Origin of the sequence: Anaerofustis sp. LCP19S3_F7, from assembly GCF_052119445.1 — a bacterium.
Taxonomy (GTDB): Bacteria; Bacillota; Clostridia; order Eubacteriales; family Anaerofustaceae; genus Anaerofustis; species Anaerofustis butyriciformans.
The window spans coordinates 23,951-45,416 of record NZ_JBQKFF010000005.1; the positions used below are offsets into that span (position 1 = coordinate 23,951).

The 21,466-nt window shown below is 31.3% G+C and carries 21 protein-coding genes; 18 read left to right on the forward strand and 3 right to left on the reverse strand.

Translation table 11 applies throughout. The annotated features are described in order from the left end of the window. The first annotated feature begins 213 nt into the window (after nt 1-213). The 17 genes from ACTQYZ_RS06325 (at nt 214) to ftsZ (ending at nt 19,481) form a co-directional block, all read left to right on the forward strand. On the forward strand, nt 214-831 hold the full coding sequence (locus ACTQYZ_RS06325; protein ID WP_441416234.1) for a leucine-rich repeat domain-containing protein: 618 nt from the start codon (nt 214-216) through the stop codon (nt 829-831). A gap of 97 nt (nt 832-928) precedes the next feature. Continuing rightward, nucleotides 929-1,906 (forward strand): ABC transporter substrate binding protein, encoded by a 978-nt coding sequence (locus ACTQYZ_RS06330; RefSeq protein WP_441022226.1) that lies wholly within the window; start codon nt 929-931, stop codon nt 1,904-1,906. Nucleotides 1,907-1,957: 51 nt separating this feature from the next. After that, the gene (locus ACTQYZ_RS06335; protein WP_441022224.1) at nt 1,958-2,935 is read left to right on the forward strand and encodes an ABC transporter substrate binding protein; all 978 of its coding nucleotides are present in this window, start codon (nt 1,958-1,960) and stop codon (nt 2,933-2,935) included. 196 nt (nt 2,936-3,131) lie between these two features. Continuing rightward, nucleotides 3,132-4,085 carry an ABC transporter permease gene (locus ACTQYZ_RS06340; protein ID WP_441022222.1) on the forward strand — a complete coding sequence of 318 codons (954 nt, stop codon included), beginning with the start codon at nt 3,132-3,134 and terminating at the stop codon, nt 4,083-4,085. Nucleotides 4,086-4,088: 3 nt separating this feature from the next. Further along, nucleotides 4,089-4,883 (forward strand): ABC transporter ATP-binding protein, encoded by a 795-nt coding sequence (locus ACTQYZ_RS06345; protein WP_441022220.1) that lies wholly within the window; start codon nt 4,089-4,091, stop codon nt 4,881-4,883. Nucleotides 4,884-5,844: 961 nt separating this feature from the next. Further along, nucleotides 5,845-6,282, forward strand: a complete 438-nt coding sequence (mraZ, locus tag ACTQYZ_RS06350) for a division/cell wall cluster transcriptional repressor MraZ (protein WP_329379688.1) — start codon at nt 5,845-5,847, stop codon at nt 6,280-6,282. A 1-nt stretch (nt 6,283) separates the two neighbouring features. Continuing rightward, nucleotides 6,284-7,210 carry a 16S rRNA (cytosine(1402)-N(4))-methyltransferase RsmH gene (rsmH, locus tag ACTQYZ_RS06355; RefSeq protein WP_441416235.1) on the forward strand — a complete coding sequence of 309 codons (927 nt, stop codon included), beginning with the start codon at nt 6,284-6,286 and terminating at the stop codon, nt 7,208-7,210. A 44-nt stretch (nt 7,211-7,254) separates the two neighbouring features. Continuing rightward, nucleotides 7,255-7,680, forward strand: coding sequence for a hypothetical protein (locus tag ACTQYZ_RS06360; RefSeq protein ID WP_441022216.1), 426 nt, complete (start codon nt 7,255-7,257; stop codon nt 7,678-7,680). 15 nt (nt 7,681-7,695) lie between these two features. After that, nucleotides 7,696-9,897 (forward strand): penicillin-binding transpeptidase domain-containing protein, encoded by a 2,202-nt coding sequence (locus ACTQYZ_RS06365; protein WP_441416236.1) that lies wholly within the window; start codon nt 7,696-7,698, stop codon nt 9,895-9,897. Between the two features lie 85 nt (nt 9,898-9,982). Beyond that, nucleotides 9,983-11,356, forward strand: a complete 1,374-nt coding sequence (locus tag ACTQYZ_RS06370; RefSeq protein WP_441022212.1) for a UDP-N-acetylmuramoyl-tripeptide--D-alanyl-D-alanine ligase — start codon at nt 9,983-9,985, stop codon at nt 11,354-11,356. Further along, nucleotides 11,356-12,360 (forward strand): phospho-N-acetylmuramoyl-pentapeptide-transferase, encoded by a 1,005-nt coding sequence (gene mraY, locus ACTQYZ_RS06375; protein ID WP_441022210.1) that lies wholly within the window; start codon nt 11,356-11,358, stop codon nt 12,358-12,360. Before ACTQYZ_RS06370 ends, mraY begins: the two co-directional genes overlap by 1 nt. 10 nt (nt 12,361-12,370) lie before the next feature. Further along, nucleotides 12,371-13,747 carry a UDP-N-acetylmuramoyl-L-alanine--D-glutamate ligase gene (gene murD / locus ACTQYZ_RS06380; RefSeq protein ID WP_441416237.1) on the forward strand — a complete coding sequence of 459 codons (1,377 nt, stop codon included), beginning with the start codon at nt 12,371-12,373 and terminating at the stop codon, nt 13,745-13,747. Between the two features lie 4 nt (nt 13,748-13,751). After that, entirely contained in the window at nt 13,752-14,852 is a 1,101-nt protein-coding gene (ftsW, locus tag ACTQYZ_RS06385) for a putative lipid II flippase FtsW (protein ID WP_441022207.1), read from the forward strand. A 165-nt stretch (nt 14,853-15,017) separates the two neighbouring features. Continuing rightward, entirely contained in the window at nt 15,018-16,136 is a 1,119-nt protein-coding gene (gene murG / locus ACTQYZ_RS06390; protein WP_441022205.1) for an undecaprenyldiphospho-muramoylpentapeptide beta-N-acetylglucosaminyltransferase, read from the forward strand. Nucleotides 16,137-16,219: 83 nt separating this feature from the next. Beyond that, entirely contained in the window at nt 16,220-17,476 is a 1,257-nt protein-coding gene (gene murA / locus ACTQYZ_RS06395) for a UDP-N-acetylglucosamine 1-carboxyvinyltransferase (RefSeq protein ID WP_441022203.1), read from the forward strand. Between the two features lie 2 nt (nt 17,477-17,478). After that, nucleotides 17,479-18,258, forward strand: coding sequence for a cell division protein FtsQ/DivIB (locus ACTQYZ_RS06400; protein WP_441022201.1), 780 nt, complete (start codon nt 17,479-17,481; stop codon nt 18,256-18,258). 107 nt (nt 18,259-18,365) lie between these two features. Next, nucleotides 18,366-19,481 (forward strand): cell division protein FtsZ, encoded by a 1,116-nt coding sequence (ftsZ, locus tag ACTQYZ_RS06405; protein WP_441022199.1) that lies wholly within the window; start codon nt 18,366-18,368, stop codon nt 19,479-19,481. A 107-nt stretch (nt 19,482-19,588) separates the two neighbouring features. On the opposite strand, the gene ACTQYZ_RS06410 is transcribed toward ftsZ, so the two are convergent. Beyond that, nucleotides 19,589-19,810: a PspC domain-containing protein gene (locus tag ACTQYZ_RS06410; protein WP_329379725.1), complete on the reverse strand. Its 222-nt coding sequence runs from the start codon at nt 19,808-19,810 to the stop codon at nt 19,589-19,591. Between the two features lie 14 nt (nt 19,811-19,824). Next, on the reverse strand, nt 19,825-20,049 hold the full coding sequence (locus ACTQYZ_RS06415; protein ID WP_441416238.1) for a PspC domain-containing protein: 225 nt from the start codon (nt 20,047-20,049) through the stop codon (nt 19,825-19,827). A 194-nt stretch (nt 20,050-20,243) separates the two neighbouring features. On the opposite strand from ACTQYZ_RS06415, the gene ACTQYZ_RS06420 reads away from it, so the two are divergent. Next, the gene (locus ACTQYZ_RS06420; RefSeq protein ID WP_441022196.1) at nt 20,244-21,002 is read left to right on the forward strand and encodes a phosphatase; all 759 of its coding nucleotides are present in this window, start codon (nt 20,244-20,246) and stop codon (nt 21,000-21,002) included. Between the two features lie 26 nt (nt 21,003-21,028). On the opposite strand, the gene ACTQYZ_RS06425 is transcribed toward ACTQYZ_RS06420, so the two are convergent. Then, nucleotides 21,029-21,442 carry a hypothetical protein gene (locus tag ACTQYZ_RS06425; RefSeq protein ID WP_441022194.1) on the reverse strand — a complete coding sequence of 138 codons (414 nt, stop codon included), beginning with the start codon at nt 21,440-21,442 and terminating at the stop codon, nt 21,029-21,031. Between the last annotated feature and the right edge of the window lie 24 nt (nt 21,443-21,466).

Genomic DNA, 21,466 nt, shown 5'->3' on the forward strand with positions numbered 1-21,466 from the left:
GGTAAAATTATTAAAATATTTGTTTCTTTGTTTATTATTTTCTTTGTTTTTAGTATTTCTGTTTTATTAATTAAAAGTTATAAAATTAATTTTACTTTTTACTGTGATGAAATTGTTTTTCCAATAAATATATTTTAAGAGAAATTTGTAAATGAGAATTTTGAATTTGTTATATTGAGCAGGAGAAATAAAGAGGTTGGGGTGGTTCGTTATTTGAAAGAATATGAAAGAGAAGTTGATATTCCAAGTTGTATTTTTTATGACAATAATTATTTTAAAGTAACTAGAGTATGTGAAAATGCCTTTTTAAATAATAAAAATCTAATAAAAGTTAATATTTCAAAAAATATACAATTAATAGAAATAAATGCTTTTAAAGATTGTATAAATTTAGAATATGTTACTTTTTCATCTGAAAGTACTTTGAAAATTATTGAGATGAATGCTTTTTACAATACAAATATTAAAAAGATTTTTCTTCCTAAAACTTTAAAGGTTATATGTACTCAAAGTTTTTGTTCTTGTAATAAATTAAAAGTTTTAAGTTTTGAAAAAGAGAGTGAATTAAAATATATAGGGTATGGAGCTTTTATGGGATGTGATATTAAAAGAAAAGTAAATATGAATACTAAAGTATATGTTTCAAAAAATTCTTTTTATAATGAAAAAAAATTAGAAGAATACGAGCAGAATTTAAAAAGAATGGAGAAAAGAGAAGTAATCAGAAATTATATGAATATTAAAGATAGAAACAGCATTATATATAATTGTGAAAAATTTATTTCTTATATTGAAATTATAAAATCAAATATAATATTTTTATTTAAATAAGTTAAATCTCCTAAATTTTCAGAAAATTATTGACATTGTATTAATTGTTATAGTACAATAATTTTTAATATAAATTAAATTATAGGGGAGAAGTAAAATGAAAAAAAAAATATTGGCAATTACGATTTGTTTAGCATTATTTCTAGGTATTAGTGGTTGTGGTTCTAATGACGGAAGTAATAAAGTATACAAAATCGGCGTTCTTCAGTTAGTTCAACATGATGCACTTGATAAAGCTAACGAAGGATTTATGAAAGCATTAGAAGATAATGGATTTAAAGATGGTGAAAACATCGAAGTTGATTATCAAAATGCAGCAGGGGATCAATCAAACTGTCAAACTATTTCTGATAGTTTTATAAATGACGGAAAAGATTTGATTTTAGCAATCGGAACACCTGCAGCTCAAGCTGTTGCAAATAAGACAAAAGATATTCCTATTTTGGTAACAGCAGTTACAGATCCAGCTGATGCGGGACTTGTTAAATCAAATGAAAAACCTGAAACAAATGTATCTGGTACAAGCGATTTAACTCCTGTTGAAGAGCAAATTGACTTGTTAAAACAAATTGTTCCTGATGCAAAAACAGTTGGAGTTATGTATTGTTCAAACGAATCAAACTCTATTTTACAAGCTGGTATTGCAAAAAAAGCTATTGAAGCAAAGGGAATGACATATGTTGAAGGAACAGTATCAAATTCAAATGAAATTCAACAAGTTGCATCTTCTTTGGTAGATAAAGCTGATGTAATTTATGTTCCTACTGATAATATGGTTTCTGCAGGTATAGCTACAGTAGCTATGGTTGCAAATGAAAAAGATGTTCCTATTATTTGTGGTGAATCAGGTATGCTTGAAGGTGGTGCTTTGGCAACATATGGTATTGATTATTACAATCTTGGATATAAAACAGGACTTCAAGCTGTTAAAATTTTAAAAGGTGAAGCAAAAGTTGAAGATATGCCTATTGAATATTTAGCAGAAGAAGATTTAGAAATAGCTGTAAATGAAGAAGCTGCCAAAACTCTTGGTATAACAATACCTGATAGTATTATGAGTCAAATAAAAAAATAATATAAATATATAATAATTGTAATTCTTATTTAGTTTTTGGAGGGGAAAATAATGTTAAAAAAGATTATATCAGTATTACTTTGCCTTGGAGTTGTCCTTGGATTTAGTGCTTGTGGTTCAGACAGCTCAGGTGATGAAGTGAAAAAAATCGGAGTTATTCAATTAATACAACATGAATCTTTGGACTCTGCTTATGAAGGTTTCGTTGCAGCACTTAAGGATAACGGATATGAAGATGGAAAAAATATTGAACTTGATTTCCAAAATGCAGCAGGGGATCAATCAAACTGTCAAACAATTTCAGATGGATTTGTAAATGACAATAAAGATTTGATTTTAGCAATCGGAACACCTGCAGCTCAAGCAGTAGCAAGCAAAACAAGCGATATTCCTATTTTAGTAACAGCGGTTACAGATCCTGCAGATGCCGGACTTGTTAAATCAAACGAAAAACCTGAAACAAACGTATCAGGTACAAGTGATATGACACCTGTTAAAGATCAACTTGAAGTATTAAAGGAATTTTGTCCTGAAGCTAAAACAGTAGGACTTTTATATTCTTCAAATGAAGCAAATTCAGTTTTACAAGCAAAGATATCTAAAGAAGAAGCAAAAAAACTTGGTCTTACTTTAGTTGAAGCAACTGTTTCAAGCTCAAATGAAATTCAACAAGTTGTTTCTTCTGTAATTGATAAAGTTGATGCAATTTACATACCTACAGACAACACATTCGCAGCAGGTATGGCTACAGTTGCTCTTGTAACAAATGAAGCAAAAGTTCCTGTATTCTGTGGAGCACAAGCAATGGCAACAGATGGTGGTCTTGCTTGTTATGGTATTGACTATTATGATCTTGGATACAAAACAGGTCTTCAAGCCGTAAAAGTTCTAAAAGGTGAAGCAGATGTTTCTACTATGCCTATTGAATACTTAAGCGGGGATGATTTAAAACTTGTTGTTAATAACGATACATTAAAAACATTAAATATGGAAATTCCTTCAAGTTTAGAAGATAAACTGGTAAAATAATAAAAATTAAAGAGGTATTTATATACCTCTTTTTTTATTTATAAATATTTATTTTTTTGATTTAATATACATCATAGAAATATTATTTTTATATTGAAAAGTTGATAAAATAATAGTAAAATAAAATAATAGTGAAAATTGAGAAAATTTCATTTTTTTTAAATATTAAATTATAGAAATTTCAGGGGGGTATAATATGGAACTTCTTACAGGTATACTTAAAAACCTGCCGGATGCCATAAGCTTAGGTATTTTGTGGGGTGTAATGTGTCTTGGAGTATACATTACATTCAAAATTTTGGATATAGCAGATATGACAGTTGACGGAACTTTTGCTCTTGGAGGATGTGTTACAGCAACTCTTGTTGTTAATGGCATTAATCCTATTTTAAGTTTAATAGTTGCTACTATTGCCGGTATGATTGCCGGATGTGTAACAGGATTTTTACATACTAAACTTAAAATTCCTGCAATTCTTTCTGGTATCTTGTCTATGCTTGCACTTTATTCAATTAACTTAAAAGTTTTGGATGGTAAATCAAACTTAGCAATGCCACAACTTGGAGGAGGAAATGTTAAAACAGTAATAGACTATGTTTGTGATTTAACAGGACTTTCAAGTTCAAATGCGACATTATTATTCGGACTAATTATTGTAATTTTAGCAATGGTTATTTTATACTGGTTCTTTGGAACAGAAATAGGATGTGCCATAAGAGCTACCGGAAATAATGGTGATATGGTAAGAGCTCTTGGTGTTAATACAGACACAATGAAAATTATTGGTCTTATTATTTCAAATGGTCTTGTTTCATTGTCAGGTGCAATGGTTGCACAATCTCAAAGATATGGTGATGTAGGTATGGGAACAGGTACAATCGTAATTGGTCTTGCATCTATTATTATCGGAGAAGTAATTTTAAATAAGGCTATATCATTTAAAACAAAGCTTATAAGTGTAGTTCTTGGTAGTATCATATACAGAGTAATAATTGCAGTTGTTTTAAGACTTGGTATGAATCCAAACGATTTAAAATTATTAACAGCAATAATAGTTGCTCTTGCATTATCTCTTCCTATAATCAAAGGAAAGATAAACGAAAAGAAAAAAATAAAATTAAACAAAGAAATGAATGGCGGGGAGGTGTAGAAAATGCTTAAACTTCAAAATATAAATAAGACATTCAATGAAGGTACTATAAATGAAAAGAAAGCACTAATAGATATAAACTTACATCTATACCCTCAAGATTTTGTTACGGTTATTGGTGGTAATGGTGCCGGTAAATCAACAATGTTAAATATGATAGCAGGTGTTTATCCTGTTGACAGCGGTAAAATTACATTAGCTGACCACTTGATTACAACTCTTGATGAACATAAAAGAGCAAGATGGATAGGCAGAGTTTTTCAAGATCCTATGAGAGGTACTGCCGCAGATATGATGATTGAAGAAAATCTTGCTATGGCATATAGAAGAGGAGATAAAAGAGGTCTAGGCTGGGGAATTAAAAATGAAGAAAGAGATGAATATAGAGAACTACTAAAAACTCTTGATTTAGGACTTGAAGACAGATTAAGCGATAAAGTAGGTTTACTATCAGGTGGACAAAGACAAGCATTAACTTTATTAATGGCAACACTTAAAAAACCTGAACTTCTTCTTCTTGATGAACATACAGCTGCTCTTGACCCTAAAACAGCATCAAAAGTTTTAGAGCTTACTCAAAAAATCATAGATAAAGATAATTTAACAGCATTAATGGTAACACATAACATGAGAGATGCTATTAAATATGGAAACAGACTTATTATGATGTATGACGGACATATTATTTATGATGTTAGAGGAGAGGAAAAGAAAAATCTTCAAGTAAAAGATTTACTTGAAAAATTTGAAATGTGTTCAGGTGGAGAGTTCGCAAACGACAGAATGCTTCTTTCTTAAAAATATAAAGCGTGGTTTTATTCCACGCTTTTTTTATAAGCAGTTTATACATTACAACTAATAATGAAGATATATATTTGATTTATATATAATTAGAAATATATAATTATAAAATGTTTATTTTATAAAATAAAAAGACAGGTTAACACCTGTCTTTTTTAGTGGCAATAACTTAAGTAAACTTTGCGACTTAGGTTTGGTAGGATTTCCCGAAAATATACAAAAACGTCGCCGTAATTGCGGTTTCCCTTTCAATATTTTCCTGCCTCATTGCTGCGGGCAGGACCAAATTACCACTTAGTTCACACTGTAATCCCTAAATTATCTTCAAATGAAACAGCCTAGGAGCTTTCCTCGGCAGGCTTAAGATGACATAGTTTCTTTTGCAACACAGGTTTCATTGGCAATACTTTCTTATCTTTGAGCTCATATTGATAAAAAGTTGGTTTCCAACTCCCCCTGCATCACTCAAAACAGGCTACGCTATTTCAGTAATAATCACGAGATCCCCCGGATTACCACATCCATAGGTTTCTCCCATAAGAACATTCTTATGAGCCTCCGCGGAAATAGGGTCATCGCCCACATGCCGTTGCAGATCGCCCCATTTCCTTTACTTCCTGAAAGAACCCCTTACTGGGCGTAAGAAGCCCAAACAAGAAACTTCATCGATGTGCCCTTTGACGGATTTTTAGCCCCGCCTTCAATCAAAATAAGTCTGACTAGGATACTGCGCCACTTTGTATATTATATCATACCCAAAATATTCTTACAAGATAAGTGATTTTTATAAATAAATATTTTACATGGTTATTCACAACTTGTCCACAGATTGTTTAGAAAATTTGTTCTATAAAGATTAAAATTACCAAAAAAGTTTAAAAATTAAACAAATTTGGTTGCCAAGGGTGGTATCAAGTGGTAAAATGAGAACATAAATTGGTATAGAGTGGTAAGAAATATGTTAATAGGAGAATATAATCACACGGTTGACAGTAAAGGAAGAGTTAGTGTACCAGCCAAATTCAGAAATGAACTTGGTGATTCTTTTATTATGTGCAAAGGCCTTGATAAATGTATCTGGGTTTATCCACAAGATGCGTGGAAAGAACTTGCCGCTAAAATCAAAAGCTTACCAACTACCGATAGAAATGCCAGAAGATTTTCAAGATTTATTTTAGGGAGTGCTTGTGAATGTTCTCCTGATAAACAGGGGAGAACAAACGTCTCTCAACCTCTTAGAGAATACGCCGGAATAACAAAAGATATTGTTGTTGTTGGTGTTGAAGATAAAGTTGAAATTTGGGATAAGGCTCAGTGGGATAGTTTCAACGATATGTCTGATGATGATATCAATGATGTAGCTCAAGAAATGTATGAAGCGGGGATAAGTATTTAAGATGAAACATATAAGCGTTTTATATAGTGAAACCCTTGATATTTTAAATATAAAACCTGATGGTATTTATGTTGATGGAACCATGGGTGGAGCAGGTCATAGTGAAGGAATATGCAAAAGATTATCTGATAAGGGAACATTTATCGGAATTGACAGAGATGATTTTGTTTTTGACAGAGCAAAAGAAAGACTATCTCCTTATAATTGCAAAAAACATTTTGTAAAAGGTAATTTTCACGATATAAAAAATATTTTACAAGAGCTTGGAATTGATAAGGTTGATGGAATGATGGTTGACCTTGGAGTGTCTTCTTTCCAAATTGATGATGAAAAACGAGGATTCTCTTTTAGACATGACGGTCCACTTGATATGAGAATGGATAGAACCAGCGATTTTGATGCAAAGATGCTTGTTAATACATATTCCTATGAGGATTTAAGAAGAATCATAAGTGAATACGGGGAAGAACAATTTGCAGGAAATATTGCAAAACATATTATAAAAAGGCGTGAAGAGAAGCCAATTGAAACAACTTTTGAACTTGTAGAAATAATAAAGGCTGCAATTCCAAAAAAGTTTCACGCAAAAAAACATCCAGCGAAAAAGACTTTTCAAGCTATTAGGATAGAAGTAAATAACGAAATAGATGCACTTGAAAAATCTGTGGAAGATATGATTGATGTTTTAGATAAAGGTGGAAAGCTTGCGGTAATAACCTTTCATTCTTTGGAAGACAGAATCACAAAGAAAGTGTTTAATGATAAAAAGAAGGGTTGCACCTGCCCTAAGGATTTCCCAGTATGTGTATGCGGAAACAAACCGAAAGTAAAAGTGTTAACGGGTAAACCAATTCTTCCTACAAATGAAGAGATAGAATATAATCCCCGTTCAAGGAGTGCAAAGCTTAGAGCTATAGAGAAACTTTAAGTAATAATAAGAAATTTTTTTAAATATAATTTAAGGAGCAACAAATGACAAGAAGAAATAACAATGTGCAAATGAAAAAAAATGTTAATAAAGAAGAAAAGATTTTTACTATTGATACTGTTTTATTTTTGTTTTTGATTGCTTCGATATGTGTTTCTCTTATCACTTGGCAAAGTTACAGAATAAACAGAACAGATATTGCCATATCTAAGCTTGAAAGTGAATTAAAAGAGGTTCAAATGCTAAACGATAGTTTAGAGGGGAAATTGCTTGCAAAAAGAGATTTGAAGGAAGTTCAAAAGATTGCAACAAAAAAATATGGTATGATTAAACCAAGCAGTAACTCTTTTGTTGCAGTTGATGTAACTGATGATACTGATTCAATTTCTTCAACAAAGAGTGCAAGTGCTCAAAATACTGAAGACGAAAGTGCTCTCTCTAAACTTTTTGGTAGTTTCGTCAGCAACTAATGAAGGTGGTAACATTTGAAAACTTTTTTAGATTTAAAACGAAAAAAAAGAATATTATTTATATTTTCCTTTGTATGTGTACTTTTTGTTGCACTAGTTGTAAAACTTGTCTACATACAAGGATGTAAAGCAGTTGAATACGGAGATAAACAATCAGCCATGTTGATGCAGCGTCTTCCTATTACGGCAAGTAGGGGAGATATTTATGACAGAAACATGGCTTTACTTGCAAAAGACGCAACTTGTTCTAGTATTTATGTTTCTCCGGCGAGTATAGAAAAAGAAGATAAAGAAGAGGTTGCAAAATATTTAAGTGAAATGCTTGATTTAGATTATGATGAAGTTTATAAAAAAGTAAATAATTCATCATCAAGTAATGAACTTATAAAAAGCAAAGTTGATAACAGTATAGGTTTGGAAATAAAAAATAAAGGTTATGACGGTGTTTCAGTAACTGAAGATAAAAAAAGATATTATACAAACGGTACATTTGCCGCATATCTTCTTGGATTTACGGGAACAGACCATCAAGGATTATATGGACTTGAAGCAAGTTTTAATGATGTTCTTTCAGGTAAAGACGGTGTTGTTTTATATCAAACAGACGGAAGCGGAAGAAAGATTGCATCAGGCAGTGAAATAAGGCAAGAAGCTACTGATGGAAGCAACCTTGTTCTTACAATAGACAGCGTAATACAAATGTATGCAGAAAATGCTCTTGAAACCGGTATTAAAAAGACAGGTGCAAAGAGAGCTTTGGCTATTGCTCTTGATACGTCAACTGGAGAGATACTTGCAATGGCATCAAATCCAAGTTACGATTTAAATGATCCGTGGGAACTTGATGAGGATTTTGAAGAAAACTTTAGTTCTGATTTTTATACAACTGATGATAATGGTAAGAAAAGAAAGATGACAGAAAGTGAAAAGCTTGCGATGATGTGGGATAATCCAAACATCAGTTTAAACTATGAACCAGGTTCTACTTTTAAGCCGATAACAGTTTCTGCGGCACTTGAAGAAGGAGCTATAACAACATCTTCAAGATTTTATTGTTCAGGATACAAAGTTGTTGCTGGAACGAAGATAAGATGTTCCGTATATCCAAATGCTCATGGAAGTGAATCTTTGGAAGAAACTCTTGTTAACTCTTGTAACCCTGCTATGATGGAAATAGCAATGCGTATGGGACCTGATGTTTTTTATGATTATATATATAATTATGGATTCGGTTCTAAAACGGGAATAGATTTAGGAGGAGAAGAAAGCGGTATTTTATCTCCAAATGAAGATGTAAACATTGTAGATTATGTAACAAAATCATTTGGCCAAGGTTTATCAACTACACCAATACAGATGTCTATGGCGTTAAGTGCTGTAATTAATGGTGGATATTTATTAAAACCTCAACTTGTTAAATACGTAACAGAAGGGGAAGATAATGAAATAACCACAACATATGATAAAGAAGTAGTAAGACAAATTATTTCAAGTGATACTTCTTCTACTATGAGAAAATATCTAAGAAGTGTTGTAACAAAGTCAGATGTTTTATCAAAATATGATTCAAAGGATTTAAAAATGGGTGGTAAAACCGGTACAGCACAAAAGATAATAGATGGTAAATATTCACATTCAAAATATGTAACGAGTTTTTTCGGGTTTGCACCATATGATAATCCTCAAATTGCAGTTATAGTAATTTTGGATGAACCTACAAACGGAAGTTACGGAAGTACTACCGCTACTCCGATTGTAGCAGAAATTCTTGAAAACTCGCTTAACTATTTGAATACAAAAGCTGATTCTGACAGTGAAGATGTTAAGACATTAAATGCAAAGGTTGTTGTTCCTGATGTTAGAGGAGAAAGCTTAACCGATGCAAAGAGTCTTCTTGATTCATTAAACATAGATTATGAAGTAAAATACAAAACTAAAAATATAAAAGACAATGATGCAATAGTCATAAGTCAAACAAACGTACAGGAAACTTACAGTAAAAAAATTACCATTACTGTTGACAGCTCTTCTTCGACGGAAGTAACTATGCCTGATTTAAAAGGTATGAGTGTTCAAAGTGCAAACGAAGCATTAACTAAACTGGGACTTACCATAGAAGTTAAAGGCGGGGGTATTGCAACGAAACAGAGTGTTAAAGCCGGTACAAAAGTTAAGAAAGGAACAAAAGTAACAGTAACCTTTGAATATGTTGATTAATTATTTTGTATTTTATATATAAGTTGTTTTAACAAAAGCCAAAAAGTGATATAATAATGCGGATATTAAAGTTTTGAGGTAAAAAATGCATAGTATTGATATATTAAAATTAGAAAAAATGCTTGGCGGCAAAATTATTAAAGAAGGAAATAATAAAATAATAACCGATGTGGTAATAGACAGCAGGCTTGCAAAAGAGGGAAGTGTATTCTTTGCACTTCCCGGAACTGCTTTTGATGGACATGATTTTGTAAAAAAAGCAGTCGAGAATAAAGCTTGCTGTTGTGTCGTTACTAAACTTGTTGAAGACGCAGAATGTTATCAAATTAAGGTTGAAGATACTCTAAAGGCTCTTTATGATATGGCAAAAAGTTATAAAAGCGAATTTAAGATTCCATTTATAGCTTTAACGGGAAGTGCTGGTAAGACAACCACAAAAGATATGGTTGCCAGTGTTTTATCAAGTAAGTATAACACTATGAAAACAATAGGCAATTATAACAGCACAACGGGTGCTCCTCTTACTTTGTTTAACTTAAACAAAGAACATGAGATTGCAGTTGTTGAAATGGGAATGAACCATAAAGGTGAAATTAAAAAAATAAGTTCACTTGTTGAACCTGATTTTGGAATAATAACAAATGTAGGTGTAACCCATATTGAAAATTTGGGAAGCAAAGAGAATATTTTTAAAGCAAAAATGGAAATTACAAGAGGACTTAAAAAAGGTGGTACTCTTGTTGTAAACGCAGATAATGAGTTCTTTAAGGATTATAAAAGTAATGAATTCAATATTGTAAAAATAGGAATAGAAAACGGAGATTTTAAAGCTTACGATATTGTTTATGATAAAAGCGGTGTGAGTTTTAAAGTTAAATATGAAGATAAAGAATATTCTTTTAAATTGAAAACTCCTGCAAAATACATTGTTTATAACGGACTTGTAGCAATATATACAGGATTTGCTTTTGGGCTTACTTATGAGCAGATACAAAAAGGACTTGATAGTTTTAAAGCAAGCAAAAATAGAATGGATATAGAAGATTATCATGGAATGACTCTTATAAATGATACCTATAATTCCAACCCTGATGCTTTACGAGAGGCTTTAAGTTTACTTAAGAACATAAGTGGCAATAATAGAAAAGTAGCAGTTCTTGGAGATATGTTTGAACTTGGAGAAAAAAGTGAAAAACTACACTATGAATGTGGAAAAGATATAGTAAAAAACGAAGTTGACTTTCTCATTACTGCTGGAGAACATAGCAGGCAAATAGGAGAGGGCGCCGTTTATTACGGTTTTGACAGAAATAATATAAAACATTTTGATTCAAAAGAAGACTTAATGAAGCAAATTGAAAAGTTAACACTTAAAGGAGATTATATTTTATTTAAAGCATCTAGAGGAATGGCTTTTGAAGATGTAATATTAGGCCTAAAAAGGGGAGGTAATTTATAATGATATATGTAATTCTTTCAACTCTTATTTCATTTGCAATAGTAGTATTATTAACACCTAAATTTATTCCTTTTTTGCAAAGACTAAAAATGGGGCAGACAATAAGGGAACTTGGTCCTAAGAGTCATTATAAAAAGGCAGGTACTCCTACAATGGGCGGACTTGTAATGATGCTTGGTATTTTAGTTACATGTGCATTATTTTTTACAAAAGCTGATGGAGATTTGATATTTGCTTTATTTGTAACATTGATTTTCGGTCTTATAGGCTTTTTAGATGATTATATAAAAATGGTTCAAAAAAACAGATTAAATTCTGAGGGTGGAGTTCTTGTTCCATATCTTGGAATGCTTCCTATTCAAAAATTACTTTTACAATTTTCGGCAGCGGGTGCTGTTGCAGTTTATGCAGCATTTCATCCAACAATAGGAACAAGTATTGTAATACCTTTTACCAATATTGTATGGAATATGGGTATATTTTATATTCCGTTTGTTATTATAGCAATAGTTGCTGTCGTTAATGCGGCGAATTTGACAGACGGATTAGACGGGCTTGCATGCGGAGTTACCATGATAATATTATTCTTTTTCTTGGTATTTTCTCTTGCAAACGGATTTACTTCTATGAATATATTTACTGCCAGCGTAATAGGAGCATGCCTTGGATTTTTATGCTATAATGCTCACCCTGCTTCAATTTTTATGGGGGATACAGGTTCGATGGCTCTTGGCGGTGCGGTTGTAATAGTTTCTATTTTTACAAGATCAGAACTTTACATTTTAATCGCAGGAGGAATATATCTCATAGAAGCATTATCGGTTATATTACAAGTTTTCTATTTTAAGAAAACAGGCGGTAAAAGACTTTTCAAAATGGCACCTATACATCACCATTTTGAACTTTTGGGACATCATGAAACAAAAATAGTAACTTGTTTTTGGATTACTACGGCAGTACTTGTTTTAATATCATTGCTGTCACTTCCAGTTATGTTTAGTTAAGGAGAAAAAAATGGAATTAAAAAATGGAATATATATGGTTGTAGGTGGAGGCAGAAGCGGTGTTTCCGTTTCAAGATTTCTTTCATCTCAAAATAAGAAAGTATATTTAACAGATACAAAAGAATATGAAGATATAGCAAAGCTTGGATTTGGAATAGACACTTTGGTTGGTGATGAAAATATTAAATTTATTCTTGGAAGACAACCAAGTGAAGAGGAAATAAAAGAGTGTGAAATGGTTATAGTTTCACCATCTGTTCCTCCAAAGGCTTTTCCTATTGTTACAGCGAAGAAAAACAATATTCCCGTATACAGTGAATTTGAATTTGCAAACAGCTTTTGCAAAGGTTATAAAGTTGCAATAACAGGTACAAACGGTAAGACAACAACTACTACACTTGTTGGTGAAATATTTAAAAATGCCAGATATGAAACATATGTAAACGGAAATATCGGAGATGCATTTATTAACGATGCGGCAAAGGGAGATGAAAACAGCGTTTATTCTCTTGAGATAAGTTCATATCAACTTGAAATGACAGATAAGTTTAAACCTAATGTTGCTATAATTACAAATATTACTCCTGACCATTTGGAAAGACACGGAAGTTTTGAAGAATATGTCAGAGTTAAAGGAAACGTATTTTTAAATCAAGACGAAAATGATTATCTTATCGTAAATAAAGAAGATAATGTTGTAATGGAACTTAGTAAAAAAGCTAAAAGCAATGTTTTGACTTTTACTACAAAAGACGATAAAGATGCAAACGCATATTTGGAAAACGAAAATATAATGATTAACTTTAAAGGCGAAGTTTTTGAGCTTATAAACATAAATAAGCTTAAATTATATGGACTTCACAATGTAATGAATGTTATGTGTGCATCTTTGGCAGGAATTGTAAAAGGCGTAAAAAAAGAAAATCTTGTTAATACCTTAGAAAATTTCAAAAGTGTTGAACATAGAATTGAATATGTTGATACGGTTGATGGAATAGAATATATAAATGATTCTAAAGGTACAAATGTAGATGCAACAGTAACGGCAATAAAGGCAATGAAGAAAAAAACGGTTTTAATGCTTGGAGGTTATGACAAACAGACACCTTTCGACGATTTGGCACAAAACCTTAATGATAATATTAAATGTAGTGTTCTTTATGGAGTTGTAAAAAACAAAATAAAGGATACATTTGATAAATATGGATATAAAAATTACGTTGTTGTAGAAGATGATTTTATTAAAGCTTGTGAAGAAGCTACAAAACTTGCAAATGAAGGGGAATGTGTTCTTCTTTCTCCTGCTACTTCAAGCTTTGATATGTTTGATGATTATGAGCAAAGGGGAAGAGTATTTAAAGAATACGTAAACAAACTGAAAGGATAATTATATGAGAGAAGTAAGAAAAAGAAAAGGGACAATGGATTATTGGCTTCTTCTTACGGTAATAGGTTTAACTGTTTTTGGGATAATATCTATTTTTTCTGCAAGTATGTATAATTCAGGCCTTGAAGGAAGTCCTTTTTCCTATTTTACAAAGCAGCTTATATTTGCCATCATAGGAACCATTCTTATGATTACTATTTCAAATATAGATTATAAAGTGGTAAAACATTTTGCACCAATGGTAATGATAGGTGCAATATTACTTCTTATTTTGGTTTTGTTTATAGGTGTTGATGTTAACGGTGCAAAAAGATGGATTGATATAAAAATCGGTACGATTCAACCAAGTGAATTTACAAAGGTTGCACTTATCTTATATTTGTCTTATTCAATTGAAAAGAAAAAAGAACTTATAGGAACTTTTAAATACGGAATTTTACCTTATATAGGTCTTGCAATGATTGTTTGCGGACTTATAGCTTTGGAACCTAACCTTAGTACTGCAACAATTATAGGTGCACTTATTGTAGGTATGTTAATAATCGGTGGAATGAATTTAAAATGGTTTATTCCTGTTGCGGGACTTGGTGTTGTAGGTATTGTATTTATGATTATAACTACTCCTTGGAGAATTACCAGAATGCTTACTTTCTTAGATCCATGGGCAGATATACAAGGTTCAGGTTGGCAGATTTGTCAGTCTTTAATGGCTCTTGGTTCTGGAGGTTTACTTGGTAGAGGATTTGGAGAAGGAAAAGCAAAACTTCTTTTTATGCCGGAACCTCAAAATGACTTTATTTTTGCTCATATAGGAGAAGAAATGGGGCTGATTTGCGGGATAATACTTATTGCGGTATATTTATTTTTAATATGGAGATGTATCGTTATAGCTTTAAATGCTCCGGATTCTTTCTCAATGTTATTTAGTGGGGGAATGGCAGGGTTGCTTGGAATGCAGGTGTTTATCAATATCGGTGTTGCAACAGCGCTTTTACCTGTAACAGGTATGCCTCTTCCTTTTGTAAGTGCGGGTGCTTCCTCACTTATTTCTCTGATGTGCGGTATGGGGGTAGTTCTTAATATATCAAAACACTGCCGTATATAAGTAAATTATGGAAAATAATTTTTATATAAAGGATTAATGTTAAAATTAATCCTTTTATAAAATAAAGTTATTTAATAGTTTTTTAATTTTATATTTATCAAAATATAATTAAGAATTATATAATTAAGAATTATATAATATTGTTCTTATAGAGAGGAAAAAAAGATGAAAATTTTAATTGCAGGCGGTGGAACAGGCGGACATATTTATCCTGCTGTTGCCATAGCAAATCAAATAAAATATGAACATCCTGATGCTGAAATTGTATTTGCAGGAAGAAATGACTGCATGGAAGCAGATATAGTTCCAAAGGCAGGTTATGAACTTAACAACATAAGAATATACGGTTTTGAAAGATACTATTCTAAATTAAAAAAATTATCTGTGTTTTTCAAAATGTTTAGAGGATATAATGATGCAAGAAAACTTGTAAAGAGTTTTAATCCTGATATTGTTATAGGTACGGGAGGATTTGTATCAGGTCCTGTTGTATTAGCAGGAGCTTTGAAAGGAAAACCTACTCTTATACATGAACAAAATGCTGTTCCCGGATTTACAACAAGAACACTTTCAAAATGGGCAGACATCGTGTGTTCAAGTTTTGAAAATACAAAAGAATATGTAAAACATCCTGAAAGGGTTGTATATACAGGTAATCCAGTAAGGAGAGAGTTTGGGTTATATAACAGGGATATTGCGAGAAAGACTTTGGAAATAGATCCTGATAAAAAAGTTATAGTATGCTTCGGGGGAAGCCTTGGTGCTAAAAATTTAAATGATGCCATGCTTTCTTTAATTGATGAATATAAAAATGATGATGATATCTATATTTGTCATGTAACCGGTAAAAACGGATATGAAGATTTCCTTGAAAATGCAAAGAAAAGAGGATTGAATTTCGGAGAAATTCATAACGTTGAAATAAAAGATTATGTTTATGATATGCCTGTACTTTTAAATGCTGCTGATCTTGTTATTGCAAGAAGTGGGGCAGGTGCCATTGCAGAAATTACATATGTTGGATTAGCGGGAATATATGTTCCTTATCCGTTGGCTGCCGATGATCATCAAAGAAAAAATGCTGAAGAAGTAGAAAGTGCCGGTGCAGGTATTATGATACTTGATGATGAATTAAACGGGGACAGACTTATTGATGAAGTTAAGAAGATTATATGTAACGAAAGTTATTTTAAACAAATGAGTTATATGTCAAAACTTCTATCAATAAAAGACAGTGCAGAACGTATTGTCGATGAAGTGGAAAAGCTTACTAAAAACAAATAAAAATTATATAACCTTCAAAGCTATGTATTCACAATAATAAAATAATATGAATATTATAAACTAAATGGCTTTGGAGGTAGTTTATGGAAAGTTTCGTTATTGAAGGCGGGAAAAGATTAAGCGGTGAGATTGATTTACAGGGATGCAAAAATGCTGCTTTACCTATTTTGGCAGCATCGGTTTTAAATAAATCGGAAAGTATTATTCATAATGTTCCCGATATAGAAGATGTAAATACTATGATTGAAATGCTTAATGATTTAGGCTGTTATGTCGAAAAGAAAGGTCATAGTGTAATTGTTAATTCTAAAGATATAAATAAAGTAAAATTAAATGATAAACTTTTAAGGAAAATGCGCTCTTCTCTTATTTTAATGGGAGCTGTATTATCTCTTGAAAGGGAATGTAGTTTTTCTATGCCTGGTGGTTGTGATATAGGACTTAGACCCATAGATTTACATATTAAGGCTTTAAAACAACTTGGGTGTGTTATGATAGAGGAGAATGGAATAATTACCTTAAAAGGGAAAAAAATTAAAGGCAGAAATATTCAGCTTGATTTCCCAAGTGTCGGAGTAACGGAAAATATTATTCTTGCTTCTGTTTTGGCAGATGGAGTTACGGCAATAGGAAATCCTGCAAAAGAACCTGAGATAATTGATTTGCAAAATTTCCTAAACAGTATGGGAGCTAGAGTTTACGGTGCAGGAGGAAATACTGTATATATAGAAGGGGTTAGAAGCTTAAAAAATACCGAATATACAATAATGAGTGACAGAATAGTATGTGGGACTTTTATGTGTCTTGCAAATATGACCTCTTCAAGTTTCTTTATAAAAAATGCAAAGCTTGATACTATGAAAGCTGTTTATTACAAACTTCTTGAAACAGGTGAAAATTTTAAAATTTACAGTGACGGAATTTTGGTAAGAGGCAGTGATAATATTAAGCCTTTGAAATCTCTTATTACTCTTCCTTATCCAGGTTTCCCTACAGATATGCAGTCTCAAATGGGAGCAATGCTATCAATTGCAAATGGGGTAAGCATAATTAACGAAACAATATTTGAAAACCGATTTAAGTATACTTTGGAGCTTATAAGAATGGGTGCAAAAATGAATGTAAAGGGAAGCACTCTTGTGATTGAAGGTGTAGATAATCTTTGCGGTGCACAGGTATATGCTCCGGATTTAAGAGGTGGTGCAAGCCTTGTTATTGCTGCTTTGGCGGCAGAAGGAAAAAGTATAGTTAGTGATATACATCATATTGAAAGAGGTTATGAAAATATAGATATTTTAATCAATTCTCTTGGAGGAAAAATAAAAAAAATTAAGGTGTAGTTATGAACAGAAGCTATTATGAAGCTAAAACGTACAGACCAAGAAAAAAAAGAAGAAAAAGAAGAAGCAGGTTTTTTAATTCTAAATCACTTCTTATTATTTTTGTACTTTTAATTGTTGTAATTGGGGCTATTTTTGTAACTACATCGGATTTATTTAATATAGAAAGTATTGAAGTTGAAAATAATCAAATTGCTACAAAAGAGGAGATTATTGCCAGAAGCGGTATTTTGGAAGGAGAGAATATTTATTCTTTTTCTGCGTCAAAAGCCGAAGAAGCAATTGAACAAATAATTGTTGTAAAAAAAGCAAATATACATAGGAAATATCCTAATACCATTGTTATAGATATTGAAGAAAAATCTCCTTTTTTTATTCTACAACAAAGTAAAACATATTATGATGTAGATGAAGATGGAAAAGTTATATCTTCTTCAAATACTTTAGTGAGGTATGATGTTCCGATTGTAACCGGCATAGAGGTTAAAGATATTGAAGAAGGAACCAACTTATTTGAAATGGATGATATGAAAATTCAAACACTAAAACAAGTATTTGAATTTTTAAAAGAAAATGAACTGTTAAAAAATGTTTCTCAATTTTATGTAAATAAAGATGGAGAATACAATTTATATTTTACAAACGGAAGCGTTATTCAATTTGCAAGTTATACTGCGTTTTCATATCATGAAGATTTTATAAAATATTTCATACAAAATATGGATATGAAGCAGAAAGTAGAGCTTATTGAAGGAGTAAACCCAATATATAGTAAAATATAAAATATGGTGTCAGATATGTAGTAAAAATGATAAAAAAGTATTGCATATATTTAAAAATAATATTAAAATAGAATATAATTAGTTTACTATGTTTAGGAGGAGTTATTATGCCATACGAAATGGAAGATATACATATGGGTAATTTTGCTGATATAAGAGTAATCGGCGTTGGCGGAGGCGGAAACAACGCTGTAAATAGAATGATAGAAGGAGGACTTCAAGGCGTAAGATTTGTTGCTGTTAATACTGATGCACAAGCTTTGAGTGAATCTTTAAGTGAAAATAAAGTTCAAATCGGAGAAAGAACAACAGGTGGACTTGGTGCAGGAGCTAACCCACAAGTTGGACAAGAATCTGCAGAAGAAAGCACAGATGATTTAAAGAAAATTGTAGAAGGAGCAGACCTTTTATTCATCACAGCAGGAATGGGTGGTGGTACAGGTACAGGAGCAAGCCATGTAATTGCAAAAATTGCAAAAGATCTTGGTATTTTAACTATTGCCGTTGTAACAAGACCATTTGCTTTTGAAGGAAAGGTTAGAGCTTCTAATTCGGATTTAGGTATAAGACTATTAAGAGAACATGTTGATGCATTAGTTGTTATTCCAAATGAAAAATTACTTACACTTGCAGATAAAAATACAACATTTAAAGATGCTTTAAAATTAGCAGATGATGTATTATCACAAGGGGTTAGAGGTATCTGTGACTTAATCGGTATTACAGGTATTGTAAACTTAGACTTCTCTGATGTTAAGACAATCATGAAAGATGCAGGAATGGCTCATATGGGTGTTGGTTATGGTACAGGTGAAGATAAAGCTGTAGAAGCTGTTACTGAAGCTGTTAAATCTCCTCTATTAGAAACAAGTATTAAAGGTGCAACGGGCGTTATCATTAATATTACTGGTGGGGAAGACTTATCATTATTTGAAATTAACAAAGCTGCTGAAATAGCAAGAGAAGAAGCTGATCCTGATGCTAACGTAATCTTTGGTGCGGCTATTGATCCAAGCTTAGAAGATAGTGTTAAAATTACAATTATCGCAACAGGTTTCAACATGAAAGCAAAAAATGGACAACTTGTTGATATAGTTGAAGAAGATACAGATGATGATAAAGAACAACCTGTTAAAAAGAAAGAAAGTAAGAATGATTGGGGAGATATTCCTGATTTCTTAAAGGATTCTTTATCAAGAAGAGATAGAAATGATTTTGAATAAAAAATAATGAAGACCGCATGTGCGGTCTTTTTTATTTAATAAATTGGCTATGTACAATAAAATATTTTAAATGATAAAAATAAAAAAACACATCAAATTGATGTGTTTTATCTTATTTCATAATCGTCATATCCCAAAGTGTCTTTTTCCGGCATAACCCATGAAAGAACAAAATATAAAATTACAAATGGTATTGTCATTGTTAGTAAGGTAAGCACAACATATATTGTTCTAAGTATTGTAACATCAATGTTAAAATATTCGCTAAACCCTTTTAATACACCACAAAATTTTGCTCCGTATCTTGTTTTATATAATTTCTTTTTCATTGTTTCCTCATTTATTAATTTATATCATAACTTGAATATTCAATCTTTTCTTCACCTGGAATAATAAAAGCTAAAATGATATATAACATTATTGATGGTATACCATAAAAAATTAAACATGAAAGTATAAATATAAAACGTAAGATTATTGTATCAATCCCTATATATTCACAAATTCCGTTTAATACGCCGAAAAACATTGAACCATGTTTCTTCTTATAAAGTTTTTTACTCCGCATATAATACCTTTTCTTTCTTAATATTAAATTGATTTAAATTATTCGCAAAACATTATATCATTAAATTTTATTTTTAGCAAGAAAAATTATATATATGAAAATAATCATATATATTTTACATTATATTTTATTGAAAAAAAGATGTTTGGGTAATATAATTAAAATATATATAAAAGAAAGTTAGGTGATTTAAAGTGAATATTGTAGCAGATTTACACACACATACAAACGTATCTCATCATGCATATTCTACAATTATTGAAATGTGTAAAGGGGCAAAAAAAGCAGGTCATATTGCTATAGGGAATACAGATCATGGTCCTGCAATGGAAGACGGAGCTCATCAATGGCATTTTCAATCTCTTCAAATGTTTATTCCAAGAATTCTTGAAGGCGTATATGTTTTAAGAGGTGCTGAAGCAAACATATTACAACCTGACGGAAGACTTGATATTCCAGATCATGTGCTTGATACTTTGGATTATGTAGTTGCATCAATTCATAATGAAACTTTCCTTGAAAGAGATCCTGATAGAATTACTGAAATAATGCTTAAAGTACTTGAAAATCCAAGAGTAGATATTTTGGGACATTTAGGTTCTCCTGCATTCAAATTTGACTATGAAAAAGTTATTTCAAAATGTAATGAATATGACAAAGTTGTTGAAGTAAACAATAACTCTTTTTATGCAAGAAAGGGAAGCAAAGAAAATTGCCTTGAAATAGCAAAGTTATGTAAAAAATATGAAGTGCCTATTTCTGTTAACTCAGATGCTCATTTTTGTCTTGGAGTAGGTAAAATAGATAGAGCAAGAGGAATAATAGAAGCAGCGGGATTCCCTGAAGAACTTATTATAAATGCAAGTGCAGAGAATTTACAAAATTATTTTATGAGAAAAAAAGGTCTTGATATTTTGGGAGAAATTCAAAAAGGCGAAAATAATACTTTGTAATAAAAAAGAAGCTTATGCTTCTTTTTTTATTTTTTCAAACTGTCCGGAACGGCTTCGGTCTTTAAATATAAACTTCCCAGAGTATCGTGGGTTATTGTTATTCCTTTTTCTTCTTTTGTGACTGCATAAGTTAATACATCTTTCTCATTTTGTTTTATTACTAAAAGTAGTTGTTTATCTTCTTCCTTTATTTCATATTTAAAATCGCTTTTAACATCCTCAAAGATTATGCTTCCTGTATAATCACTGTTAAAAACATAATAGAAGTTTAGATTTGAATAATCGATTTCTTTTTTGTCTACATTAACTTTTTCAAGTTTATATTCTCCTGTTATATCTACCGGTTTATTATTTTTCATACCTGACATTATCCCAAAAATTGCAAGAATTATAACAAGTAGTACGGTAACGGATATAAATATGATATTTTTTCTATTCATGCAAAACCTCCATAATTTATATAT